19 protein-coding genes are annotated in these 20,520 nt (G+C 64.0%); 5 read left to right on the top strand and 14 right to left on the bottom strand.

The annotated features are described in order from the left end of the window. Positions 1-9: 9 nt before the first annotated feature. From FFI89_RS24555 to FFI89_RS24540, 4 genes are all read right to left on the bottom strand, one after another. The gene (locus FFI89_RS24555; RefSeq protein ID WP_168213026.1) at positions 10-834 is read right to left on the bottom strand and encodes a carbohydrate ABC transporter permease; all 825 of its coding nucleotides are present in this window, start codon (positions 832-834) and stop codon (positions 10-12) included. Continuing rightward, positions 831-1,766: a carbohydrate ABC transporter permease gene (locus tag FFI89_RS24550; protein WP_138830165.1), complete on the bottom strand. Its 936-nt coding sequence runs from the start codon at positions 1,764-1,766 to the stop codon at positions 831-833. The genes FFI89_RS24555 and FFI89_RS24550 overlap by 4 nt, the downstream gene beginning before the upstream one ends. Then, entirely contained in the window at positions 1,763-3,085 is a 1,323-nt protein-coding gene (locus tag FFI89_RS24545) for a sugar ABC transporter substrate-binding protein (RefSeq protein WP_138830164.1), read from the bottom strand. The genes FFI89_RS24550 and FFI89_RS24545 overlap by 4 nt, the downstream gene beginning before the upstream one ends. Before the next feature lie 171 nt (positions 3,086-3,256). Next, positions 3,257-4,111, bottom strand: a complete 855-nt coding sequence (locus tag FFI89_RS24540; protein WP_138830163.1) for a VOC family protein — start codon at positions 4,109-4,111, stop codon at positions 3,257-3,259. Positions 4,112-4,185: 74 nt separating this feature from the next. Here FFI89_RS24540 and FFI89_RS24535 point away from each other — a divergent pair, with 74 nt between their 5' ends. Next, positions 4,186-5,490 (top strand): FAD-binding oxidoreductase, encoded by a 1,305-nt coding sequence (locus tag FFI89_RS24535; RefSeq protein WP_138830162.1) that lies wholly within the window; start codon positions 4,186-4,188, stop codon positions 5,488-5,490. Here the strand turns inward: FFI89_RS24535 and FFI89_RS24530 are convergent, their stop codons facing one another. Genes FFI89_RS24530 through FFI89_RS24515 form a run of 4 tightly spaced genes read right to left on the bottom strand, consistent with a single transcriptional unit; the run spans position 5,491 to position 10,566 of the window. Further along, positions 5,491-7,116 (bottom strand): ABC transporter ATP-binding protein, encoded by a 1,626-nt coding sequence (locus FFI89_RS24530; protein ID WP_138830161.1) that lies wholly within the window; start codon positions 7,114-7,116, stop codon positions 5,491-5,493. Continuing rightward, a complete protein-coding gene (locus FFI89_RS24525; protein WP_074825908.1) occupies positions 7,113-7,943 on the bottom strand; it encodes an ABC transporter permease in 831 nt (276 codons plus the stop codon). Before FFI89_RS24525 ends, FFI89_RS24530 begins: the two co-directional genes overlap by 4 nt. A gap of 4 nt (positions 7,944-7,947) precedes the next feature. Next, positions 7,948-8,925, bottom strand: coding sequence for an ABC transporter permease (locus tag FFI89_RS24520; RefSeq protein ID WP_138830160.1), 978 nt, complete (start codon positions 8,923-8,925; stop codon positions 7,948-7,950). A 24-nt stretch (positions 8,926-8,949) separates the two neighbouring features. After that, positions 8,950-10,566 (bottom strand): ABC transporter substrate-binding protein, encoded by a 1,617-nt coding sequence (locus tag FFI89_RS24515; RefSeq protein ID WP_138830159.1) that lies wholly within the window; start codon positions 10,564-10,566, stop codon positions 8,950-8,952. Positions 10,567-11,004: 438 nt separating this feature from the next. On the opposite strand from FFI89_RS24515, the gene FFI89_RS24510 reads away from it, so the two are divergent. Next, positions 11,005-11,304: an HU family DNA-binding protein gene (locus FFI89_RS24510; RefSeq protein WP_027536409.1), complete on the top strand. Its 300-nt coding sequence runs from the start codon at positions 11,005-11,007 to the stop codon at positions 11,302-11,304. Between the two features lie 63 nt (positions 11,305-11,367). Here the strand turns inward: FFI89_RS24510 and FFI89_RS24505 are convergent, their stop codons facing one another. Next, positions 11,368-12,147: an SDR family oxidoreductase gene (locus tag FFI89_RS24505; protein ID WP_138830158.1), complete on the bottom strand. Its 780-nt coding sequence runs from the start codon at positions 12,145-12,147 to the stop codon at positions 11,368-11,370. A gap of 172 nt (positions 12,148-12,319) precedes the next feature. Here FFI89_RS24505 and FFI89_RS24500 point away from each other — a divergent pair, with 172 nt between their 5' ends. Then, entirely contained in the window at positions 12,320-13,570 is a 1,251-nt protein-coding gene (locus tag FFI89_RS24500) for an MFS transporter (protein ID WP_138830157.1), read from the top strand. On the opposite strand, the gene FFI89_RS24495 is transcribed toward FFI89_RS24500, so the two are convergent. The 5 genes from FFI89_RS24495 to FFI89_RS24475 all read right to left on the bottom strand — a co-directional run bounded on the left by FFI89_RS24495 (position 13,567) and on the right by FFI89_RS24475 (position 17,300). Next, entirely contained in the window at positions 13,567-14,337 is a 771-nt protein-coding gene (locus FFI89_RS24495; RefSeq protein ID WP_138830156.1) for an anti-sigma factor, read from the bottom strand. The two genes, FFI89_RS24500 and FFI89_RS24495, sit on opposite strands and share 4 nt — an antisense overlap. After that, the gene (locus tag FFI89_RS24490) at positions 14,334-14,861 is read right to left on the bottom strand and encodes an RNA polymerase sigma factor (protein ID WP_138830155.1); all 528 of its coding nucleotides are present in this window, start codon (positions 14,859-14,861) and stop codon (positions 14,334-14,336) included. The genes FFI89_RS24495 and FFI89_RS24490 overlap by 4 nt, the downstream gene beginning before the upstream one ends. Continuing rightward, complete coding sequence (locus FFI89_RS24485; RefSeq protein ID WP_138830154.1) at positions 14,858-16,318, bottom strand: YncE family protein; 1,461 nt, start codon at positions 16,316-16,318, stop codon at positions 14,858-14,860. Before FFI89_RS24485 ends, FFI89_RS24490 begins: the two co-directional genes overlap by 4 nt. A gap of 9 nt (positions 16,319-16,327) precedes the next feature. Next, positions 16,328-16,807 carry a DUF305 domain-containing protein gene (locus tag FFI89_RS24480; RefSeq protein WP_168213025.1) on the bottom strand — a complete coding sequence of 160 codons (480 nt, stop codon included), beginning with the start codon at positions 16,805-16,807 and terminating at the stop codon, positions 16,328-16,330. A 103-nt stretch (positions 16,808-16,910) separates the two neighbouring features. After that, the gene (locus tag FFI89_RS24475) at positions 16,911-17,300 is read right to left on the bottom strand and encodes a hypothetical protein (protein ID WP_168213024.1); all 390 of its coding nucleotides are present in this window, start codon (positions 17,298-17,300) and stop codon (positions 16,911-16,913) included. A gap of 207 nt (positions 17,301-17,507) precedes the next feature. Here FFI89_RS24475 and FFI89_RS24470 point away from each other — a divergent pair, with 207 nt between their 5' ends. Both FFI89_RS24470 and FFI89_RS24465 read left to right on the top strand, forming a co-directional pair. Beyond that, positions 17,508-18,821 carry an aspartate aminotransferase family protein gene (locus tag FFI89_RS24470; protein WP_138830151.1) on the top strand — a complete coding sequence of 438 codons (1,314 nt, stop codon included), beginning with the start codon at positions 17,508-17,510 and terminating at the stop codon, positions 18,819-18,821. A 33-nt stretch (positions 18,822-18,854) separates the two neighbouring features. After that, complete coding sequence (locus FFI89_RS24465; protein WP_138830150.1) at positions 18,855-20,519, top strand: hydantoinase B/oxoprolinase family protein; 1,665 nt, start codon at positions 18,855-18,857, stop codon at positions 20,517-20,519. The last annotated feature ends 1 nt before the right edge of the window (position 20,520 follow it).

Raw genomic sequence — 20,520 nt, 5'->3', positions numbered from 1 at the left:
GGAGCTCTATCAACCGCCCTTGACGGCACCCGCGGTTAGCCCGGCGACGATCTGTCGCTGGGCTAATACCGTCAGTAACAGCACCGGCAACGTCACGATCAGGGCGGCCGCCGCCAGCGGTCCCCAGCTCAACTGGTCGAACGAAATCATGTTGTAGACCGCGACCGGCAGCGTGCGCGTCTCCCGGCCCGCCAGCACGATGCCGAACACAAAGTTGTTCCAGGAGAAGATCACCGCGAGAATGAAGGCAACCGCAAGGCCCGGTTTGGCGATCGGAAGCGCGACATGCCGGAACACCTGCCAGCGCGTGGCGCCGTCGATCAATGCGGCTTCCTCGAGCTCCAGCGGCGTGGTCTCGAAATAGCCGATCATGATCCAGATCACGATCGGCACTGTCACCACCAGATGGATGATGATCTGCGGCACCAGCGTGCCCAGCAATCCGAGCCACTGGAACAGCAGGAACAGGGGAATGAGATAGGACAGGCCCGGCGTGATGCGCGCGATCAGGATCACGACCGCCGATTTGTGCGCGGCCATGCGCGCGATCCCGTAACCGGCCGGTACGCCGATCAGCATCGCGAGCCCGGTCGCGCTGCCCGTCACCACCAGGCTGTTGACGAAATAGGTCAGGAACCGGTTGGAGGCGAGTACGTCGGCATAGTTCTTCCAGGCGAAATTCTCCGGGATGAAGACCGGCGGGTAGGCGGCGTTGTCGACCTCGAACTTGAGCGAGAGTGACAGCATCCAGAGAAAAAACAGGATCGCGGGCGAGACGATGACGAGCACCGAAAACCACAGCGCGATCTTGCCGAGGATTTGCCGGAGGCTCATGCGCCACCGCCGATCTCGGTCCATAGCGTGCGCTGGCGCAGATACAGCAGCAGCGCGGCCAGGATGATTATCAGGACAAAGAAGATGACCGCGATCGCCGACCCGTAGCCGAGGTCGTAGTAGATGAAGGCGACGCTGTAGAGATACAGGTTGATGGTCTCCGACGCCGAGCCGGGCCCGCCTTGCGTGATCGCAAAGATGATATCGAAGCTCTTCACGGCATCGATCATGCGGATCATGCCGGCGATGAACAAAAACGGTGTGATCAGCGGCAGTGTGATGTAGCGGAACATCTGCCAGAAGTTGGCGCCGTCGATCTCGGCGCTCTCGTAAGGCTCGATCGGGATCGCCGCGAGACCGCCGAGCACGATCAACATCACCAGCGGCGTCCACTGCCAGGTTTCGACCAGCACCAGCGACGGGATTACGGTGCCGGGATGAAATACCCAGAGCTGCGGCGGCAGGCCGACCAGCGACAGCAGATAATTGAGCACGCCGAGCTGCGGGTGAAACATCATGGTCCAGACCAGCGCGATCGCCACCGGGGTTGCCATCATCGGCATGATGAAGACCCCGCGCAGGAATCCGCGCCCGGGAAATTTCTGGTGGAACACGACCGCCGCCAGCGTCCCGAAGATCAGCGGCAAAACCACGGACAAGGCGGTGTAAAGGATCGTGTGGCCGACCGCCTCGACGAAGCGGGGATCGTTCGGCAGCCGCATGTAATTGGCGAGGCCGACGAAGGTGGTCGGCGAGCCGACCTTCCATTCGTTGAGGCTCATCCAGATCGTGAAGACCCACGGAAAGATGATGATCGCGAGCACGACGACGAGCGCCGGCACGACGAACGGCCAGTATGACGGCTTCCGTAATTCCTGCTCCGGCGCGGCGCCATTTGCCGCGCCCGGAGCGACTTCTGTAATGGCCTTCACGCTTTCTCGCTGCGCTCCAGGATCGGGCGGAATTGCTCGTGCGCCTTCTTTAGTTCCGTCGCCGGGTCGGCGCCCGACAGCGTCGACGTCAGCGCGGCACCGACCAGGTCGCGGAATTCGGCGACCGGGATCACGACGGGGAGGCCGAGCTTGCTGATCTTGGCGGAATCGATCACCGACTGCAGCCACTCCCGATTCTTGACGCCCTTCTGCACTTCCGCGTCATTGAGGATCGAGTTGCGGAACGGCACGCCACCGCCGCTCTGCAACAGCCGCGCGCCTTGCGTCTTGGAGACCGCCCATTGGCACAGCAGATAAGCGGCTTCCTTGTTCTTGCTGGCGGACGCGATGCCGAGGCCGTCGCCATAGGTCGCCGAATATTGCCCCTTCGGTCCGGCCGGCACCACGGTGTAGCCGACCTTGCCGACGATGCGCGAGGCGGCCGGGTCTTCCAGCGGCGGCGCCCAGCCGACGCCGTCGATCCACATCGCCGAGCGGCCTTGCGTAAAGGAGGCCATCGACTCCATCCAGTTGAAGCCGGCGACGCCGGGAGGTGCGACCTTGGTCAGCAGCGTCTGATAGAGTTTGGTCGCTGCGATCGCCTCGGGACCGTCGGTCAGGATGCCGCCTTTGGAGTCGAGGAATTCGCCGCCGTAGTTGAGGAAGAAGTTGGTCCACAGCGTCATGTTGGCGTTGCGCAGGCCACGCCCGACAAAGCCGTAGATGCCGTCCTTGGCGTCGGTGAGCTTTTCGGCGGCCGCGACCATCTCGTCCAGCGTCTTGGGCACCGCGACGCCCTTCTTCTGGAACAGCTCCTTGTTGTAATAGAGGATGAAGTAATCGACCGACCACGGCAGCGACAGCATCTGCCCCTTGTCGTTCTTGGCGTACTGCAGGCCGGCGGCCGAGAAATCGCTTTCGACCAAGTCGGGCGCGGTAAGGTTCGGGTCCTTCATGTAGCCAGAGATATCGGCGAGCCAGCCGGCCTTCTCGAACTGCCGCTTCTGCACGTGATAGCTGAGGTGAACGACGTCGAAGCTCGGCTTGCCGGAGGCGAGCTCGATCACGGCTTTCTGGCGCTGCTGCTGCTCGGGGATCTGTTCCGACTCGACCTGGATGCCGGTGAGTTCGGTGAATTCCTTGATGTACTTCTGCAGATTGTCGCCGCGCGGACCCTTGGCGAGGATGACCTCGAGCTTGGTGCCGGCGTATTTCTTCCATTGCACGTCGGCGCGCGCCGGAAAGCCGGTGAGGCCGAGCGCGCCCGCGGCGGCGGTGCCGGCCAGAAGTTTGCGGCGCGAGATGATATGGTTGTGCATTGTTGTTCTCTCCCTGGGGTCGGCTTGTTTTGGGCGAATACTAGCGTTCGCGAACGGTCTGCATAGCCCCCTTGTGCGGTATAATGCTGCAAGCACAATTTTTCCGGCAACCGCGCGTGACGCGGTTGCCGGTGTGCAGTGCCAACGGATGCAGCAATAAAAGTGAAACGCCTACGCCGTGACGAAGGCGAGCAGGGTGCCGTTGCCGGAGGCGGGCGGCACGACTATGGCGCCGGCGCTGCGTACGCCCGTCGTAGCCAGCGCCTTCTCGGCGGCGGCAAGATCGGCCGCGATCACGAGCCCGGCGCCGCCGCGCTCGGGCAGGCCAGCCATCGAGACATCAGGATAGCGCTTGCCGAGCTGGTCGCGGGTCAGGAACACGAAGTCGGCGCGGTCTCCGCCTGAGGGCACTGCGACCGCGCCATCCGCTTCGTTGCGTACGTCGCGATCGACCATTTTGGACAGATGCGCGGCATCCTTGGCCGGCTCCGGCGAAACGATGATGACCTGCTTGAGGCGCCTGGCGCCATTGGCATGCTGCATCAGTTCGGGAATCCACACCGTCTCGCGGGTCTTGTGCTGGCAAGCGAAGATGCGAATGCCGCCCGGCGTCTCCGCCCTCGGCCATTCAAAGGTCCGGAATTTGGCCGCCGATATCGTGCCGTTGGGCATCGTCACCGGCCGCTCGAAGTCGGTCGGTCCAACCGGCGGATAGCCGCGCGCGCGAATTTCCTCGGCGCCGGCAGCCGAATCCACCGCGGTGAAGGCGACGCGCTCGATGCCTTCGCCGCGCGTTTCGAGATAGGCGCGCGCCGGAGCATTATGTTCTGTCGGGGTGAGGACGCCGAGCAATTCCATATAGTCGGGGTCGAACATGATGGTGTAATTGCCCGATCCCATATGCGCGCTGTGGGTGCCGCGCGGCGACACGGTAAAGCCCAGCCGCTTGTAGTTGGCTGCTGCCTGGTCGAGGTCTTTCACCATGACGACGGCGTGATCTATACCGATGACGTTTTTGAGTGCCACTCTGTTATTTCCTCACGATCAATTAGCTGATTAAACTAAGCAGAACGATCAGTCGCCTGCAAGAAAGGATCACGATGGAAACGACCAACGTCCGCTGGCCCGATTCGCTATGGGCCGCTGTGACGCCGCAGGGGCCCGATCTCCCGGAATTGATAGGCACGCAGCAAGCCGACGTCATCGTGATCGGCGCCGGCTTTACCGGCCTCTCGACCGCGCTGCATTTGCGCGAAGCCGGCGTCGATGTCACGGTCGTCGAAGCGGCGGAGCCGGGGTGGGGCGCGTCAGGTCGCAACAACGGCCAGGTGATCCCGACGCTGTCGCGGCCCGATCCCGAAGACATCGTGGCCCGGCATGGCGCGGTCGGCGAGCGCTTCGTCGGCCTGCTGCGCGACAGCGCATCGACGCTGTTCGATGTCGCGCGGCGCTACAATATCGAGGCCGAGCAGGAGCAGGCCGGCTGGGTGCAGCCGGTGCACTCACCCGGCCGCATCAAGATCGCCGAACGTCGTGTGCGGCAATGGTCGAAATTCGGTGCGCCGGTGGAATTGTTGTCGCGCGACGAAGTCCGCGAGATGACAGGCTCGGACGCCTGGTTCGGCGGCTTCTGGAACAAGACCGGCGGCCACGTCAATCCGCTGGCGCTGGCCCGTGGGCTGGCGCGCGCAGCACTCGGTCTCGGCGCGCGCATCTACGCGCGCTCGCCGGTCGAAAGTTTCGCGCGCCGCAACGACCGCTGGATCGTGCGGACGGCGAAAGGCGAAATCTCCGGCCGCGCGCTGGTGGTGGCGACCAATGCCTATAGCGGCGAGTTCTCCAAATCGCTGGTGCCTGATATTGCGAGCGAAGTGATGCCGGTATTGTCCTGGCAGATGTCGACGCAACCGTTGTCGGACAACGTTCGCAAGACCATCATCCCCGGCCGGCAGGCGCTGTCGGATACCCACGGCGAACTCTATTTCGCGCGCTATGATGCGCGAAATCGCCTGATCACCGGCGGCGCTGTGATCGGTCCCGGCAACAAGGTCGAACGGATCAAGGCGCGGGTAACGGAACGGCTGCAGCGGCTGTGGCCGCAGATCGGCGAGGTCTCGTTCGATCATGTCTGGAACGGCTATGTCGGCATGACGACGGATTTCCTGCCGCGCGTCCACCACCTCGGGCCCAACGCCTATGGCTGGACCGGCTGTAACGGCCGCGCGGTAGCGCTGACAATCGCGCTCGGCGATCAATTGTCGAAGGCGGTTCGTGGTGTGCCGGAGAGCGAACTGGCGCTGCCGTTCACCGAGCCGGTGCCGATCGTGGGGCACGCCATCCTGCGCAAGCTGGCGCCGCTGATGCTCCTGGTCTACCGGCGTCGCGACGCGCGCGAGATCGCGTAATCACAACAGGGCCGCGTCGCGCTTGCGGGTAAAATCGCCGCCGGGAATCGAAGCCAGCAGCGCCTGCGTATAAGGATGCTGCGGATTGCCGAATACGTCTCCGGCAAGCCCGTGCTCGACCACGGCGCCGTCCTTCATCACGGCGACGAGATCGCAGATCTGGGCGGCGACGCGCAAATCATGGGTGATGAAGACGATCGACAGCCCGAGCCGCTGGCGCAAGTCAGCGAGCAGTTTCAACACCTGCGCCTGCACGGAGACGTCGAGCGCGGAGACCGGCTCGTCCGCGACCAGCACATCAGGCTTCAGGGCGAGCGCCCGCGCCAGCCCGATGCGCTGGCGCTGGCCGCCGGAGAATTCGTGCGGGAACCGGTCGCCGGCGGAAGGATCGAGCCCGACCAGCGCGAACAATTCCCTGGCGTCGGCGATCGCCTGCGCCCGCGGCGCGCCGTGCACGATCGGTCCTTGCGCCACCAGTTCGGCCGCCTTGCGGCGCGGATTGAGCGAGGCAAACGGGTCCTGAAACACCATCTGGACGTGGCGCGTCTCGCGCCGGACTTCTTCACGCGATAGTTTTGCCCAGTCCTTGCCTTCGAGCACGATCGAGCCGTTATCTGGATCGATCAATCGCACGAGGCAGCGCGCCAGCGTCGACTTGCCCGAGCCGGATTCGCCGACGATCCCGAGCGTCGCGCCCCTGGGCAGATGGAGCGTGACGTCCCTGACCGCCGGCGTCACGCGCGCACCGCGCCCGAGAAAGCCGCCAGTGCGGTAGGTCTTCGACACGCCTGAAATGGTGAGGATATTCTCGCCCGAAATCGCGCGCGGCGGCGGCGCCTTCAGCGGCGGCACGGCGGCGATCAGCTGCTTCGTGTAGGCGTGCTGCGGGTTGTTGAGAACATCAGTGGCCGCGCCTTGTTCGACGATGACGCCGTGCTGCATCACCACGACGCGGTCGGCGATCTCGGCGACGACGCCGAAATCGTGGGTGATGAACAGCACCGCGGCCTTGCGGCGCTGCTGCAGCTCGCGGATCAGCTTCAATATCTGCGCCTGCGTCGTGACGTCGAGCGCCGTGGTCGGCTCGTCGGCGATCAAGAGCCTTGGGTCGAGCGCCAGCGCCATTGCGATCATGGCGCGCTGGCGCTGGCCGCCCGACAGTTCGTGCGGATAGGCTTTTGCGGCGCCCGCAGGCTCGGGAATGTGGACGTCGGCGAGCAACGCCAGCACCTTCTCCGAGATCTCGGCCTTCGACAGCTCGGTGTGGATCGAAAACATTTCGGCGATCTGGTCGCCGATGGTGCGGAGCGGATTGAGCGCCGTCATCGGCTCCTGGAAGATCATGGCGATGCCGGCGCCGCGCACCCGGCGCATCTCGGCCACGGTAGCAGAGGCGAGGTCCTTGCCCTCGAACATCACCCGGCCGCCATCGATCGTCACTTCATTGGGGAGCAGCCGCATGATGGCGTTGGCCATCATCGACTTGCCGGAGCCGGATTCGCCAACCACGCAGAGGATTTCGTCAGGCTTGATCGACAGCGAAACGTCCGATAGCGCATGGCTGCGGTCGGCGCCTTTGGGGAGACGCACGCCGAGATGCTCGATCGAGAGAATGCTGTCGCTCATCGGCTCTTCAGCCTCGGATTGAGCGCGTCGTTGAGGCCCTGGCCGACCAGCGACACCGCCAGCACCGTGACCAGGATCGCGATGCCGGGGATCGCCGAGACGTACCACTGCACCCGCAGCACGTCGCGGCCGAGCCCGATCAGGTTGCCCCAGGAAGCGACATTGGGATCGGACAGCCGCAGGAAGGCGAGCGCGCTTTCCAGCAGGATCGCGACCGCCATCACGACGCTGGCATAGACGATGACCGGCGGCAGCGCGTTGGGCAGGATTTCACCGAGGATCAACTGGACGTCCTTCATGCCCAGCGTCCGCCCGGCCTGGACGAATTCGCGGTTGCGCAGTGACAGGAATTCGGCGCGGGTCAGCCGTGCCGGCGCCGGCCAGGACACCACGCCGACAGCGATGGTGACGGTGGTCAAGGTCGAGCCGAACACCGCGACCAGCACCAGCAGCAGCACGAAATTCGGCAGCGTCTGGAACGCTTCGGTGATGCGCATCAGGACGTTGTCGACCCAGCCGCCATAATAGCCGGCGAAGGCGCCGACCAGGATGCCGATCAGGATCGCGATCGCGGTGGCGACGCCGCCGATCAAGAGCGAGATCCGCGCGCCGTAGAAAATTTGCGCTGCGATATCCCGCCCCGAATTGTCGGTGCCGAGCAGAAAGCGCGGATTGGAGAACGGCCAGATCAGGGGGCGCCCGGCCAGCGCCAGCGGATCGCGCGGGTAGAGAAAGCCGGCGCTGACAGCCATCGCGATCACCACCAGAAGCAGGAACAGGCCGGCGACCGCGGCTGGACTTCGGAAATAGCGCTTGATCGCGTCCATGACCCTAGCCCTCGGCCGAGATGCGCGGGTCGAGGCGCGCATAGACCAGGTCGACGGCGAAGTTGACGACGATGACGAGCAAGGCGGAAACAAAGACGATGCCGAGCAGGGTGTTGAGGTCGCGCTGCACCACCGATTCATAGGCGAGACGTCCGAGCCCGGGCAGCGAGAACACGCTCTCGACCACCACCGATCCGCCGAGCATGGTGCCGGCCTGCAGCCCGATCAGCGTCACCATCGGCAGCAGGGCGTTGCGCAGCACATGCCGGGTCACCACGCGGGTCTCGTCGAGGCCTTTTGCGCGCGCGGTCCGGACATAATCCAGGTTGAGCACTTCCAGCATCGAGGCGCGCATGATGCGCAGATAGATCGCTAGAAAGATCAGCCCGAGCGTCAGCGTCGGCAGCACCAGGTGGCGGGCGATATCGATGACGCCCCAGATGCCGGCCTGCACGGTGCCGATATCCTGAAAGCCGCCGGCCGGCAGCCATTGCAGATAGATCGAGAACACGACAATCGCCATCAGCCCGAACCAGAACGATGGGGTCGCGTAGAAGATCAGGCCGAGCGTGGAGATCAGCGTATCCGGCCAGCGATTGACGCCGCGCGCGGCGATCACGCCGAACAGCAGGCCGAAGAAGAACGCAAACGACAGCGACGCGGTCATCAGCAGGATGGTCGGCGGCAGCCGCTCCAGGATTACCGACGCCACCGGCTTGCCGTAGATCGAGGAGAAGCCGAGATCGAGCCGCACCAGGCGCCAGAGGTAATTGCCGAGCTGCACGGGAATCGAAAGGTCGAGCCCGTAAAATTTGCGCAACTCGCGCGCGGTCGCGGCATCGCCGCCACCCATTTGCGCCATCATGGCGTCGACGGTGTCGCCCGGCGCGAACTGCAGCAGCAGGAACACGCCGATCAGGATCAGGAACAGGGTCGGAATCGAGGCGGCCAGACGCCGCCCCGCGAGGCCTAAAATACGCATAAACCTATCTTCGCTGATAAGGCGTCAGGCGGAAAGCCAAAGATCGTGCCAGCTCGCCGAACCCCAGCGCGGGGTATTGGAGTGGTTGCGCGCTTTCGCCGAGATCACGGTAACGAAAATCTGCTCGATCGGCATCCAGACCGGCAGTTCCGTATTCACCTCCTTGACGAACTCGGCATAGAGCGCCTTGCGCTTGGTCGGGTCGACCTCGGTGGCGGCGTCATCGATGGTCTTGTCGACCGTCTTGTCCTCCCAGCCCCACTGGTTGGTCCACGGCGCGCCCTTCGGCTGGCCGGAGCGATACCAGACCGTGGTCGAGACCGCGGGGTCGTTGCGGTACTGATGCCAGCCGGTGGCGAGGTCGAAGGCGTGGTCGTCATAGACCTGCTTGAGGAAGCCGCCGCCATCATTGCGCACGATCTCGACGGGGATTCCGATCTCGCCCAGCGATTGCTGGATGAAGGTCGACCACAGCGAGATGTCCTCGCCCCATGGCGCCGGAAGCAGTTTTAGCGAAAACCGCGTGCCGCCGGAGCCGGCCTTGAAGCCGGCCTCGTCGAGCAATGCCGCCGCCTTGGCTCTGTCGTAGGGGTATTGCGGCGTGCCGGCGCCGGGATAAAAATCGGTCGAGGTCGAGGGGATCGGCCCGGTGCCGAGCTTGGCGAAATCGCCGAGGAAGTTGTCGATGAAGAACGGCACGTTGATCGCATGTGCGATGGCGCGGCGCACCTTGATGTCGGACAATTCCTTGCGGCGGAAATTAAACTCGATGGTATTGGTGCGGGCGTTGCCTTCATTGCCCTTGGTCGAGACAATGAAGCGCTTGTCCTTGGCCAGCCGCGCCATGTCCGAGATGGTGAGACCCGAGAACGGGCTGTAGTGCAGTTCGCCGGCTTCCATCTGGGCTGCGGCCGCGGCGCGATCGGTGATCACGCGCCAGACGATACGATCGAGATAGGGCGCGTTGGGGCGCCAGTAGTCGGCGTTGCGGTCGGCGATGACATATTGCCCGCGCTCATACTTGACGAATTTGAACGGGCCGGTGCCGACCGGGGCGAGGTTGGTCGGGTTCTGGCGGATGTCGCCATTCTCATAGAGATGCTCGGCGGAGATGTAGCCGAGGTCGGGCAGGGCGCGCAGCAACAGGTTCAGCGGCATCGGCCGCTCGTATTTGAAGACGGCGGTCTGCGGATCCGGCGTCTCGACCGCGGTCAGGAACAGCTGCAGCGTCGAGCCGTAGTTGAGGATCTTCTTCCACATATTCATGGCGGTGAATTCGACGTCGGCCGAAGTGAACGGCTTGCCGTCGTGCCAGGTGACGCCCTTGCGCAAATGGAAGGTCACCGTCTTGCCGTCGGGGGTGGCTTCCCAGCTCTCGGCGAGCACGCCGACCGGCTGGCCGCTGGCATCGAGGTCGACGAGGTTCTCCTGAATCTTGCCGCCGATGATGTAGACGCCGGTGGAAGCCTGGATGCTCGGATTGAGTTGGCGCTGTTCGGCACCGTAGTGAACGTTGAACACGCCGCCCTTCTTCGGCGTTTCCTGCGCAAAGGCGCGCATCGGATTGATCACGTTGGCGGCGATCGCGGCCGATGTCAGCAACGCGGTGCGGCGATTGATCTCAAGACGCGTCAAATCCATGAAAACTCTCCGAAGGGGACATCAGGTGGTGCGCCGTTTTCGACGGCGGCCTTTAAAGGCGATGTTACGATGGAAGGGGAACGCGAGTCATTTTCTAATGCAGGTGCGCATGAGGAAAATCATTCAAAACATGCGGTGAAAGCAGGCAATTGCGCGCGACGTCATCGCCGCTTTTTGCCGCGGAATCGGAATCAATGGCCGCCCGCAACCGGTCATCGGACCGGGAAATGACCGGAAATCGCAGTGCAGAAAGGGGACAATGTGTCTCATCCCCCATAAAAAAAGGGGTTTTGGAGGCCTTGGACTACGAAAAACCGCGCTAGATAGCGCGAATCAGTCTAAGTCAACTGGCGATATAGTTGTGAAGAATGCCAAAAGCCCTATTTTTTTAGGCAATTTCCGCCATAACGTCGCACGTCCAGAATCAATGGAGCAAACATGGCTACCCAAATGTCTAAGTCGCAGCTGATCGAAAAGATCGCGACCACCACCGAAGTTTCGAAGAAGGAAGTCAAGGGCGTGATGGAAGCGCTGGTTGACGTCGGTCACAAGGAACTCAAGAAGAACGGCGTGTTCCTCGTTCCCGGCTTCGCAAAGTTCGTCGTGGTCAAGAAGCCCGCGACCAAGGCCCGCAAGGGTACCAACCCCTTCACGGGCGAGGAAATGATGTTCAAGGCCAAGCCGGCGCGCAAGATCGTTCGCGCCAGGCCGGTCAAGGCCGCCAAGGACGCGGTTTAAGAAAGGCGAAAAGGCCCCCGGTGACGGGGGCCTTTTTGTTTGGGGGGGCGGTAAGACGCGCCCTCACACCACCGGCGAGCGGCCACCATCGACATTGATGGCGGTGCCGGTGATGTACGAGCCCTGATCGGAGGCGAGGAAGCACGCCAGATTGGCGAACTCCTCGGATGTTCCGATCCGCCCCAATGGTGTGCCCTTGGCGAGGCCCTGGGCGAACACCTCGAAATCCATGTCGGGCGCCTGTTTGGCGTGCCGCTGCACCCATTGATCGCTCATGATCAGGCCAACCAGCATCGCATTGACCAGAATGTTGTGCTCGCCGCCCTCGTTCGCCATCACCTTGGTGAGCGCCATGCCGGCCGCCCGGGAGACCGAGGTCGGCGCCGAGGACGCCGCCGGCGCCTTCGCAAACGTGTTCAGCACGTTGATGATGCGGCCCCATTTGCGGGCCTTCATCCCAGGCCAGACCAGCCGGCTGAAGCGAATGGCGGCAAACAGTTTGAGGTCGAGGTCTTCCTGCCAGGCCTCGTCGGTGATGTTCTCGAACGCCACGGTGCGCGCGGTTCCGGCATTGTTGACGAGAATGTCGATGCCGCCGAGATCGGCGGTGATCTTGTCATGGGCCTTCGCAATGTCGGACGCCTTCGAGACGTCGCAGGCATAGTCGCGGACGGCGAGGCCGTCCTTGGCGAGTTCTTCCCGCGCTGCCTTCAGGTCCTGTGCGCCGCGCGCCAGGATCGCGACCTTGGCGCCGGACTCCGCAAACCGCCGCGCCATCGCCAGCCCGAGGCCCTTGCTGCCGCCGGTGATGACGGCAACGCGGTCTTTCATTGTTATTTGCATGTTGTTCTCCCGGTCGCGGTCTTCTGTGCCGCTGGACAGGCCGAAGCAGAGCATCGGCCGATGAGGTCCATCATGGTTCGCCCGGCTGGCATGATCAAGCCGCAGGGGAGGGCTGATTGGCGCCTGGCCGATAATGATGTTACGCCGCCCAGGAAACGGGACGAGACTGACCATGGGCGGCGCCAAAGCCGATGATGCAGGCGGCAATTTTCGCGCGCTGGTTCTTGCGCTGCTGGCGCTGGCCTGCGGTCACATGCTGTCGACCCTGCTGCGAACGATCCCGGCCATCAGCCTCGACGTGATGGCGGCCGATTTCGGCACTTCCCCGCAGAAGCTCGCCAGCCTGACCTCGATCTATCATTTCGCCTTTGCCGCCTCGCAAATTCCGGTCGGCGCCGCGATGGACCGTTTTGGCGTCCGTCCGGTGTCGCTGAGCCTGTTGATGGGAACCGTTGTCGGTGCGTTGGCTTCCGGCCTGGCGACGGGACCGGAGAGCTTTCTGTTCGGACAATTCCTGCTGGGGGTGGCGACTTCGGGCATGCTGATGTGCCCGATGACGCTGGCGGCGAAGCGCATGTCCGCGACGCGCTTCGGGCTGTGGTCCGGCGTGATCCTGTCGATCGGCAACATCGGCATGCTGCTGTCGTCGAGCCCGCTGGCTTTCGTGGTCGATCACTGGGGATGGCGGGCCGGGTTCTGGATCTCGGCCGGTTTCGGCGTCGTGGTGGCGATTGCCGTGTTCGCGCTGGTGCCGCGACAAGAGGCCGCGCATGCCGACCGGTCATCGCCGCTCGCGCAAATGACCGAAGTGATCCGGCTCGGCCTGTCGCGTCAGTTGCGCGGCCTGATCGCGGTGGCGCTGGTGTCGCTGGCGGCTTCGCTGGTGCTGCGGGGATTATGGGGCGGTCCCTGGCTGATGGAGATCAAGGGGCTGAGCCGGATCGAGGCCGGCAACGAACTCGGCCTGTTCACGCTGGCGCTGATCGTCGGGCCGTTGCTGATCGGCATTCTCGACCGCAATGTCGGTCATCGGCGCGAGGTGCTGGCGTCAGCGCATTTTGTCGCCGCGCTGACGTTGGTGCTGATGGCCGCCGGCGCGCCGCACTATCCGGTGTCCGAGTTGTTCGGGGTGGCGGTGATGCCGGCGCAATATGATGCCGTGCTGTTCGTGCTGATCGGCATCGCGGTATCGGCGCAGCCGTTATTGTACGGGATGACGCGGCAGATGGTGGACGCGCAAAACACCGGCAAGGCGCTGTCCGCAATCAACCTGGCGTTCTTCCTCGGTGCCGCGCTGATGCAATCGACCACCGGCATGGTCGCGGCGGTCTATGGCTTGCCCGCCGTGCTGTTGTACATGGCGGCGGCGCTGTTCGTCGGGACGGTCGTGTTCTTGATCTACACACGGCCGTCGAACCACTAAATCGTGCGCGCCTGCCGGCGTACCTCGTTGGCGATCGGCTTGAGGGATTCGGCGGCGACCTGTCCGACAAGGCTGTAGCCCATCCCGCCATCCGCCCAGGCAAAGCCCGCGACATTGTCCTGCGCATGCGGGGCCATCGGCGCGCTCTGGTCTGTCGTCATGGGACGCGTCAACACGACCAGCCGTTCGCCCTTGTCGTCGTCGTACATGAACATGGCCGCGGGGCCGTGCGAGGTCGCGATCAGACGGCCTCCCATCAGGCGATAGCCCGACGTGGTCAGGTCCGGCAGTTTCACCGGCTGATGCAGGCGGTTGGAAACCCACTGCACCAGTTGCGCGCTATCGGTTGCCCGCATCTCGACCGGCCGGACGCGATCCGGCGCGTAGACCTGATAGGAGTAGGCCGCTTCCTGCGCGAGTGCGGCAAGGCCGCCGGACGAAGTTTGCACGGCGCCACGCATCACCCAGCCGCCGAGACCGCCGATGCTCAGCATCAGCATGGCCGCGACCGCCCAGCCGAACGGCAGGTGGCGTCGCTGCCGGCTCTCGATCATCCGCGACAGATTGAGTTGCGGCGGCAAGGGCTCGTCTGCGATCGGCGCCAGCGCCTTGCGCAACAGCTCACGCTGATCGGCGAACCCAGCGATGCGTTTGGCGACATCGGGGTGGCCTTCCAGATAGGCCGCGACTTCTACTCGCCGCTCAGGTTCGAGAACGCCATCCACATAGGCGTGGAGATCGTCTTCCGTGATGGGTCGATTGGTCATTTCATGCTCCGCAACTGCACCACGTTTTTCGACGCGCCGTCCGCGGTCCCTTCGATTTCCTGCTGCAATCTTTCGCGCGCCCGCGACAGCCGCGACATCACGGTGCCGACGGGAATGTCGAGCACCCGGGCGGCGTCGGCATAGGATAGGTCTTCCACCGCGACCAGAAGCAGCACGGCGCGCTGGTCTTCCGGCAACCGCGCCAGCCTGTCCAGGACATCCTGGTACATCAGTTTCTGTTCCTGCACGGCATCCTGCCCAAAGTCATCCTCGTTGGCCTCGTCGATGGCAATGTGCTTGCCGCGTGTCTTTGTTTGGCGGAATTGATTGATCGCCAGATTGTGCAGGATCGTGAACAGCCACGGACGGGGATCGCCTTCGCGCCGCTGGTTCCAATGGCTGACGGCCCGCTCCAGGCAATCCTGCACCAGATCGTCGGCGGCGGCGTGGTTGCGCATTAGCGCACGCGCGTAGCGGCGCAACGCTGGAATCACCGGCTCGATCTGGCGCAGCATGTCGCTCATGGGGTCTGCACCTGTACCGCTTCCCCGAATTTGGCGGGCTCGCCGGGGGCGATGATCAGATATCGCCGCTCGGCTGTGGCGGAATTCTGCACGATCTGCCGGATAGGTCCGACCGCGTTGACGATCGCCGAACCCGCCGGATTGGTCATGAAAGCGGCGAGCGGCTGTACTGCCCCGCTGCCGTCGATCTTTTCGGCGAGCGCCAGCACATAGCGCTGCTTCGGCTGCAGGCCGGTCACCGACGCCTGCAGCACCTGAATCAGGCCCTGGTCGAACAGCGAGACGCTGGTCGGCGGCTGTCCGCTCTTGGGCTCCGTCTTTGGCCCGAGGGAGAGGTGCGCGACCTGGCCGGCGACACCGAGGGGTTGCAGGTTCTGGCGATCCTCCGGATTGGGCGCTGCGTTGGGGACGTAGGCGATTGCCTGCGGCGCCTGTCCGATCGGGATGTTGGCGACCACCTTGTTGGTTGCGGTATCGATCGCCGCCAGCGCGTCGGCGTTTTCGAGGCCGACATAGACCCGCGTGCCGTCACCGGATGGCCAGATGCCGTGCGGAAGGCTGCCGACCGGAATGGTCGCAGTTAATGAGAAATCATCGGTGCGAAACACCTTGATCTCGTTGGTACCGCCGATCGTGACATAGGCAAACGTTCCCTTCGGCGTGCGCGCGAAGTTGACGTGGTTGGTGATCGGCCCGGTGTCGATGGTCTTGATCGGGTTGAACGGAGGCCGCGCGTTGAACACCTGCGTCTTGCCGACATCCTTCAGCGTGAACCACACCTGCTCGCCGTCAGGCGTGGCGGCGATGTTCGGGCAGAACGGGCTCTCCTGCTTGACGCGCGCGACGATGGCGTGGTCGGCGACGGAGACCACCACGGTCTCCGGATTGAAGGACGAGCAGATGTAGCCGTATTTGCCGTCGGGCGAGAATATCTGCATGCCCGGACCGGCCGGCACCTCGATGCGCGTCTTCTCGGAAAAACTCGCGGCATCGATGACGGAGATGTAATTCTCGCCGCGCACGGTGATCCAGACCTCTTTGCCATCGGGCGTGAAGAACGCCTCGTGCGGCGAACGGCCGACATAGGTGACGTGCTTCACGGTGTTGGTCGCGGTGTCGATGAAGCTCACTGAGTTCGACCCGATCGAGACGATGGCAAGCGTTGTGTGATCGGGCGAGTAGCCCATGCCGTGCACCAGCACTTGGCCCTTGTAGAGCGGGCTGAAATTGCCGGGCTGCGGATCGCCCAACCGGATCACGCCCAGCAACTTGTTGTCGACGGGGTCGGTGACCGACACCGTGTTCGAAAATTGCTCCGCCGCATAGACGCGGTCGTGATGGCTGATCGGGATATCGGGGGAGGCGGCCGCGCCGGGCGGCTGTCCCGCCCAGGCTGCTGCTGATGTTGCGATGATCGTGCAGGCCAACAGGCTGCTTTTCAGAATCGGATAGCGCATGTGTCGCTCCTACTTTTTCATGTTGATGTGGTCGTGCACCGCCGGCGCCGAGACCGGTGCCTTGTCAGGCTGCGTTGGGGCAGGCGCGGAAGCCGCGACCGGCTCGCCGATCGCGAGCTTCATGGCTGCGATCTCCTGCAACTGGCTGACGATGATTTCCTGGGCGATCCGTCGCAGTTGCTCGTTCTTGCCGTAGCGCAATTCGATCACGGCCATATCGATCGCGCCTTGATGGTGCGGGGCCATCATGGCGACGAAATCGCGATCGATGTCGCCGGTCGGCTTCGCCGCCATGTCGTTCATCATTTTTGTCATCGCCGTCTCGTTCTCGGCGAGAAACGCGCTTTCATCCGCGCTGGCAGCCGTTTGCGCGGCCGGATGGGCTTCATGTGCGAACGCGCCTAACACCAGAGACGGCGCGGCGAAGGCGACCAGGAGGCGCGCGCCAAACATCGCCATTCGGATGCCTGGTTTGAAAAGCTGTAGCATTGTCATGGTTCCCTGTGCTCGAACTGGTTTGTTGAAAGCGCTCGCGCGTTTCCCGCCGGTTGGGCGCCGACACGCGCGAGCCTCGATCCTCGGTCCCGATTGGTCAGGGCTGCGCCAGGTGCCAGGCGCCGTTCAGAAAGCCGTCACCGGTGATGTCGCCGGCCTTCTGGTCCTTGGTGAACGTGTAGAGCGGCTTGCCCTTGTAGGCCCATTGCTTGGAACCGTCGTCGCGGGCGATGACGGTATAACCATCGCCTGCGGCGTCGCTGGCTTCCGCCTTGAGGGCCGGCCAATTCGCCGCGCAGGGGCCGTTGCAGGCCGACTTGCCGTCGGCATCTTTGTCGAAGGTATAGAGCGACATGCCCTTGGCGTCGGTAAGCGCCGACCCCTTGGCGGTGGTGCCGGTCTTGGTCGGAGGTGCCGCGCTCGCGGCTGAGATGGCGGCCAGCGAGATCGCGGCGGCGAATAGGGCCAGGATTGGTGATTTCGTCATTTCAACTCCCATGATGCAAACGGCTTGCATGGGTGGTGACGCGTGGCGGCGCGATCTATTCCGTCGGCTGCTGGGTTTTTTAGTGGTTCCGGACACGTAAACGTGAGCCGTCGGGCCTTTGCCGTGCGGAGCATCGCGGAAAAGGCGGCGGTTTGCGGGCAAAAATCCAGCCGCTATAAGGGCTGGGTCCAGTTCGCAGGAAGCCGCATGTACCCGGATCCAAATTCCTCGTCGCAAAAAATGTACGACCGTGCGCTGGCGAGCCTGCCTGGCGGCAACACCCGCACCACCGTGTTCATGAAGCCCTATCCGATCTATGCCGCGCGCGGCGAGGGCTGCCGGGTCTGGGACCTCGACGGCAACGTCTATATCGACTGCATCAACAATTTCACCTCGCAGATTCACGGCCACGCCCATCCCGCGCTGATCAAGGCCGCGACCACGCAGCTTGCCATGGGATCGGCCTTCGGCCTGCCGACCGAATCCGAAGTCGATCTTGCGGAGTTGCTGGCGGCGCGACTGCCGTCGGTCGACCAGGTGCGCTTTGCGAATTCCGGCACCGAGGCGGTGATGATGGCGCTGAAGGCGGCACGCGCGCACACTGGCCGGCCGAAGATCGCCAAATGCGAGGGCGCCTATCACGGCTCCTATGACTATGCTGAGGTCAGCCTCGATCCGACCCCGGAAGCCTGGGGCCGCAACGCGCCGGTATCGGTCGCCTACGCCAAAGGCACGCCCGACAACGTGCTCGCCGATGTCGTCACCATTCCCTTTAACGACGCGGAGGCTGCCGTCAGCCTGATCCGCGAGCACGGCCCGGAACTCGCCTGCGTCCTCGTCGATCCCATGCCCAACCGCGCCGGTCTGGCGCCGGCCGACCATGCCTATCTGGAGGCGCTGCGAAACGTCACGCGCGAGGTCGGCGCGCTCCTGATCTTCGACGAGGTCATCACGTTTCGTCTGGGCTATCGCGGCGCGCAGGGCATCTGGAACATCGATCCGGATTTGACCACGCTCGGCAAGATCATCGGCGGCGGCTTTCCGGTCGGCGCGATCTGCGGCCACAAGGAATTCATGGCGGTGTTCGATCCGCGGCCGGGCAAGCCGGCATTGCCGCATGGCGGCACGTTCTCGGCCAATCCGGTGACGATGCGCGCCGGCATCGCCGCGATGGAGCTTTTGGACGACGCGGCATTCGCGCGGCTCGACGCGATGGGCGAGGCTGTGCGCTCGGGCATCGATGCGGCGTTTCGCAGCCACGGCGTTTCGGGCCGCACCGTCGGGCTCGGTTCGCTCCTGAAGATTCACTTCGCCGACCGCCCGATCCGCGACTATCGCTCGGCGTATCCGACCGACGAGGAAGCGAAACGCCAGGCGGTTTTCAACCGCGGCCTGCTCAATCGTGGCGTGCTGGCCGCGGGCTATGGATTGATGGCATTGTCGACCCCGATGACGGACGACGATATCCATGCAATCATCGAGGCGGCATCGGGCGCGCTGGCGGAAGTCGCGGCGCTCTGAGCAACAACAAGCAAGACGGCAAGAACAGGTACAATGTCCGCCAAGATTGATCCCATCACGCGCTCCGTCGTCCAGCACCGGCTCAGTTCGATAGTCAAGGAGATGGGCGAGGCGATGCTTCGCACCTCCTATTCGCAGATACTGAATTCCAGCCGCGATTTCTCGCTGGCGATTTGCGACACCGACGCTCGCCTGATCGCGCAGGCCGACCACCTTCCGGTCCACGTCGGCGCGCTGCCGTGGGCGACGATCGCGGTCGAGGAGCGGTTCAAGGACGTCAAGCCCGGCGACGTCATTCTGCTCAACGATCCCTATCATGGCGGCAGCCACCTGCCTGACTTGACCGTCTTCGTGCCGGTATTTGCCGGCGAACGGCGACTGCTCTGGACCATCGTACGCGCGCATCAGAGCGATATCGGCGGCGGCACCCATGGCGCCTATAACCCCGCGGCCACCGAAATCTTTCAGGAAGGCCTGCGGATTCCGCCGATCAAGCTCTACGAGGCCGGCAAGCCGCGCGCCGACCTGCTCGATCTCTTGGCGCTCAACGTCCGCAACCCCCGCGAATTTCGCGGCGACCTCGCGGCGATGCTGGGGGCGGCGCAGTTGGGCGAGCGGCGCGTATCAAGATTGTTCAGCGAATTCGGCGCGCCGGTCGTCGAAGCCGCGATCGAAGCCATTCTGGATACGACCGAGCAGCAGACCCGCGCCGTGGTCTCGACCTGGAAAGACGGCGTATTTCACGGCGAGGCGTTTCTCGACGACGACGGCCATGGCCGCAGCGATATCCGTATTGCTGCGAAGGTGACCAAGAAGGGCAGCGACATCGAGGTCGATCTTTCCGGCTCCGACCCGCAATCGACCAGCTTCGTCAATTCCTCGCATGCCAACATGCAGGCCGCCGTCGCGATGGCCTTTGCGTACCTGATCGACGCCGAGATACCCAAGAACACCGGCGCGCTGCGTCCGCTCAAGGTGATCGCCAAACAGGGCACCATCGTCTGGGCCGATCCCGGCCGGCCGGTGACGCTGTGCACCAGCCATCCCTCCAACGAAATCGTCGAGGCGATCGTCAAGGCGATGTCGGCTTCCTGTCCGGAACGGGCGATGGCGGGCTGGAGCCGACGGTTCCGGATCGCCATCCAGGGTGAAGACCCGCGCACCGGCAAGAACTTCATCTGGCATCTGTTCCAGGCGCGCCCGGGCGGCGGCGCGTCGTCCGGGGGCGACGGCTGGTCGTCGATCGGCGAATGGCACAGCGTCGGCGGGCTCAAATTCGGCAGCCTTGAAGTGGCCGAGACCCGTTTTCCGTTGCATTTCCGTCAGCACGAATTCCGCCCTGGCTCCGGCGGCGATGGTCAGTTTCGCGGCGGGCTCGGCGTCGCGCTCGATCTCGTGCTCGAAATCGACAAGCCCGCGCGCGGCAACACCGCGGGCGACGGCGCTCGCCATGGCCCGTGCGGCATGCTCGGTGGCGAGGACGGCAAGCCGCATCACTATCGCCTGCTGTCCGAGGGCCGCGAGCCCCGCGTGTTGCGCACCAAGGAAGTCGGCATCGAGCTGCGTCCGGGCGATTGTCTCGAAATCCGCTCCTCCGGCGGTGGCGGCTGGGGGCCACCGTCGGAGCGTTCGGCAGAAGCGCGGCAGCGCGATCGCGAACAGGGCCTCACTGAAGTTCCGGCGGAGCAGCGTAGCTAAC

Source organism: Bradyrhizobium sp. KBS0727, assembly GCF_005937885.2.
Classification (GTDB): Bacteria; Pseudomonadota; Alphaproteobacteria; order Rhizobiales; family Xanthobacteraceae; genus Bradyrhizobium.
This window is presented reverse-complemented; position numbering and strand designations above follow the sequence as displayed.

Bases quoted from the DNA above. Each gene is read 5' to 3' on its own strand.
- FFI89_RS24555 (WP_168213026.1), bottom strand. From the start codon at position 834: ATGAGCCTCCGGCAAATCCTCGGCAAGATCGCGCTGTGGTTTTCGGTG.
- FFI89_RS24545 (WP_138830164.1), bottom strand. From the start codon at position 3,085: ATGCACAACCATATCATCTCGCGCCGCAAACTTCTGGCCGGCACCGCC.
- FFI89_RS24535 (WP_138830162.1), top strand. From the start codon at position 4,186: ATGGAAACGACCAACGTCCGCTGGCCCGATTCGCTATGGGCCGCTGTG.
- FFI89_RS24530 (WP_138830161.1), bottom strand. From the start codon at position 7,116: ATGAGCGACAGCATTCTCTCGATCGAGCATCTCGGCGTGCGTCTCCCC.
- FFI89_RS24525 (WP_074825908.1), bottom strand. From the start codon at position 7,943: ATGGACGCGATCAAGCGCTATTTCCGAAGTCCAGCCGCGGTCGCCGGC.
- FFI89_RS24520 (WP_138830160.1), bottom strand. From the start codon at position 8,925: ATGCGTATTTTAGGCCTCGCGGGGCGGCGTCTGGCCGCCTCGATTCCG.
- FFI89_RS24515 (WP_138830159.1), bottom strand. From the start codon at position 10,566: ATGGATTTGACGCGTCTTGAGATCAATCGCCGCACCGCGTTGCTGACA.
- FFI89_RS24510 (WP_027536409.1), top strand. From the start codon at position 11,005: ATGGCTACCCAAATGTCTAAGTCGCAGCTGATCGAAAAGATCGCGACC.
- FFI89_RS24505 (WP_138830158.1), bottom strand. From the start codon at position 12,147: ATGCAAATAACAATGAAAGACCGCGTTGCCGTCATCACCGGCGGCAGC.
- FFI89_RS24500 (WP_138830157.1), top strand. From the start codon at position 12,320: ATGGGCGGCGCCAAAGCCGATGATGCAGGCGGCAATTTTCGCGCGCTG.
- FFI89_RS24495 (WP_138830156.1), bottom strand. From the start codon at position 14,337: ATGACCAATCGACCCATCACGGAAGACGATCTCCACGCCTATGTGGAT.
- FFI89_RS24490 (WP_138830155.1), bottom strand. From the start codon at position 14,861: ATGAGCGACATGCTGCGCCAGATCGAGCCGGTGATTCCAGCGTTGCGC.
- FFI89_RS24485 (WP_138830154.1), bottom strand. From the start codon at position 16,318: ATGCGCTATCCGATTCTGAAAAGCAGCCTGTTGGCCTGCACGATCATC.
- FFI89_RS24480 (WP_168213025.1), bottom strand. From the start codon at position 16,807: ATGCTACAGCTTTTCAAACCAGGCATCCGAATGGCGATGTTTGGCGCG.
- FFI89_RS24475 (WP_168213024.1), bottom strand. From the start codon at position 17,300: ATGACGAAATCACCAATCCTGGCCCTATTCGCCGCCGCGATCTCGCTG.
- FFI89_RS24470 (WP_138830151.1), top strand. From the start codon at position 17,508: ATGTACCCGGATCCAAATTCCTCGTCGCAAAAAATGTACGACCGTGCG.
- FFI89_RS24465 (WP_138830150.1), top strand. From the start codon at position 18,855: ATGTCCGCCAAGATTGATCCCATCACGCGCTCCGTCGTCCAGCACCGG.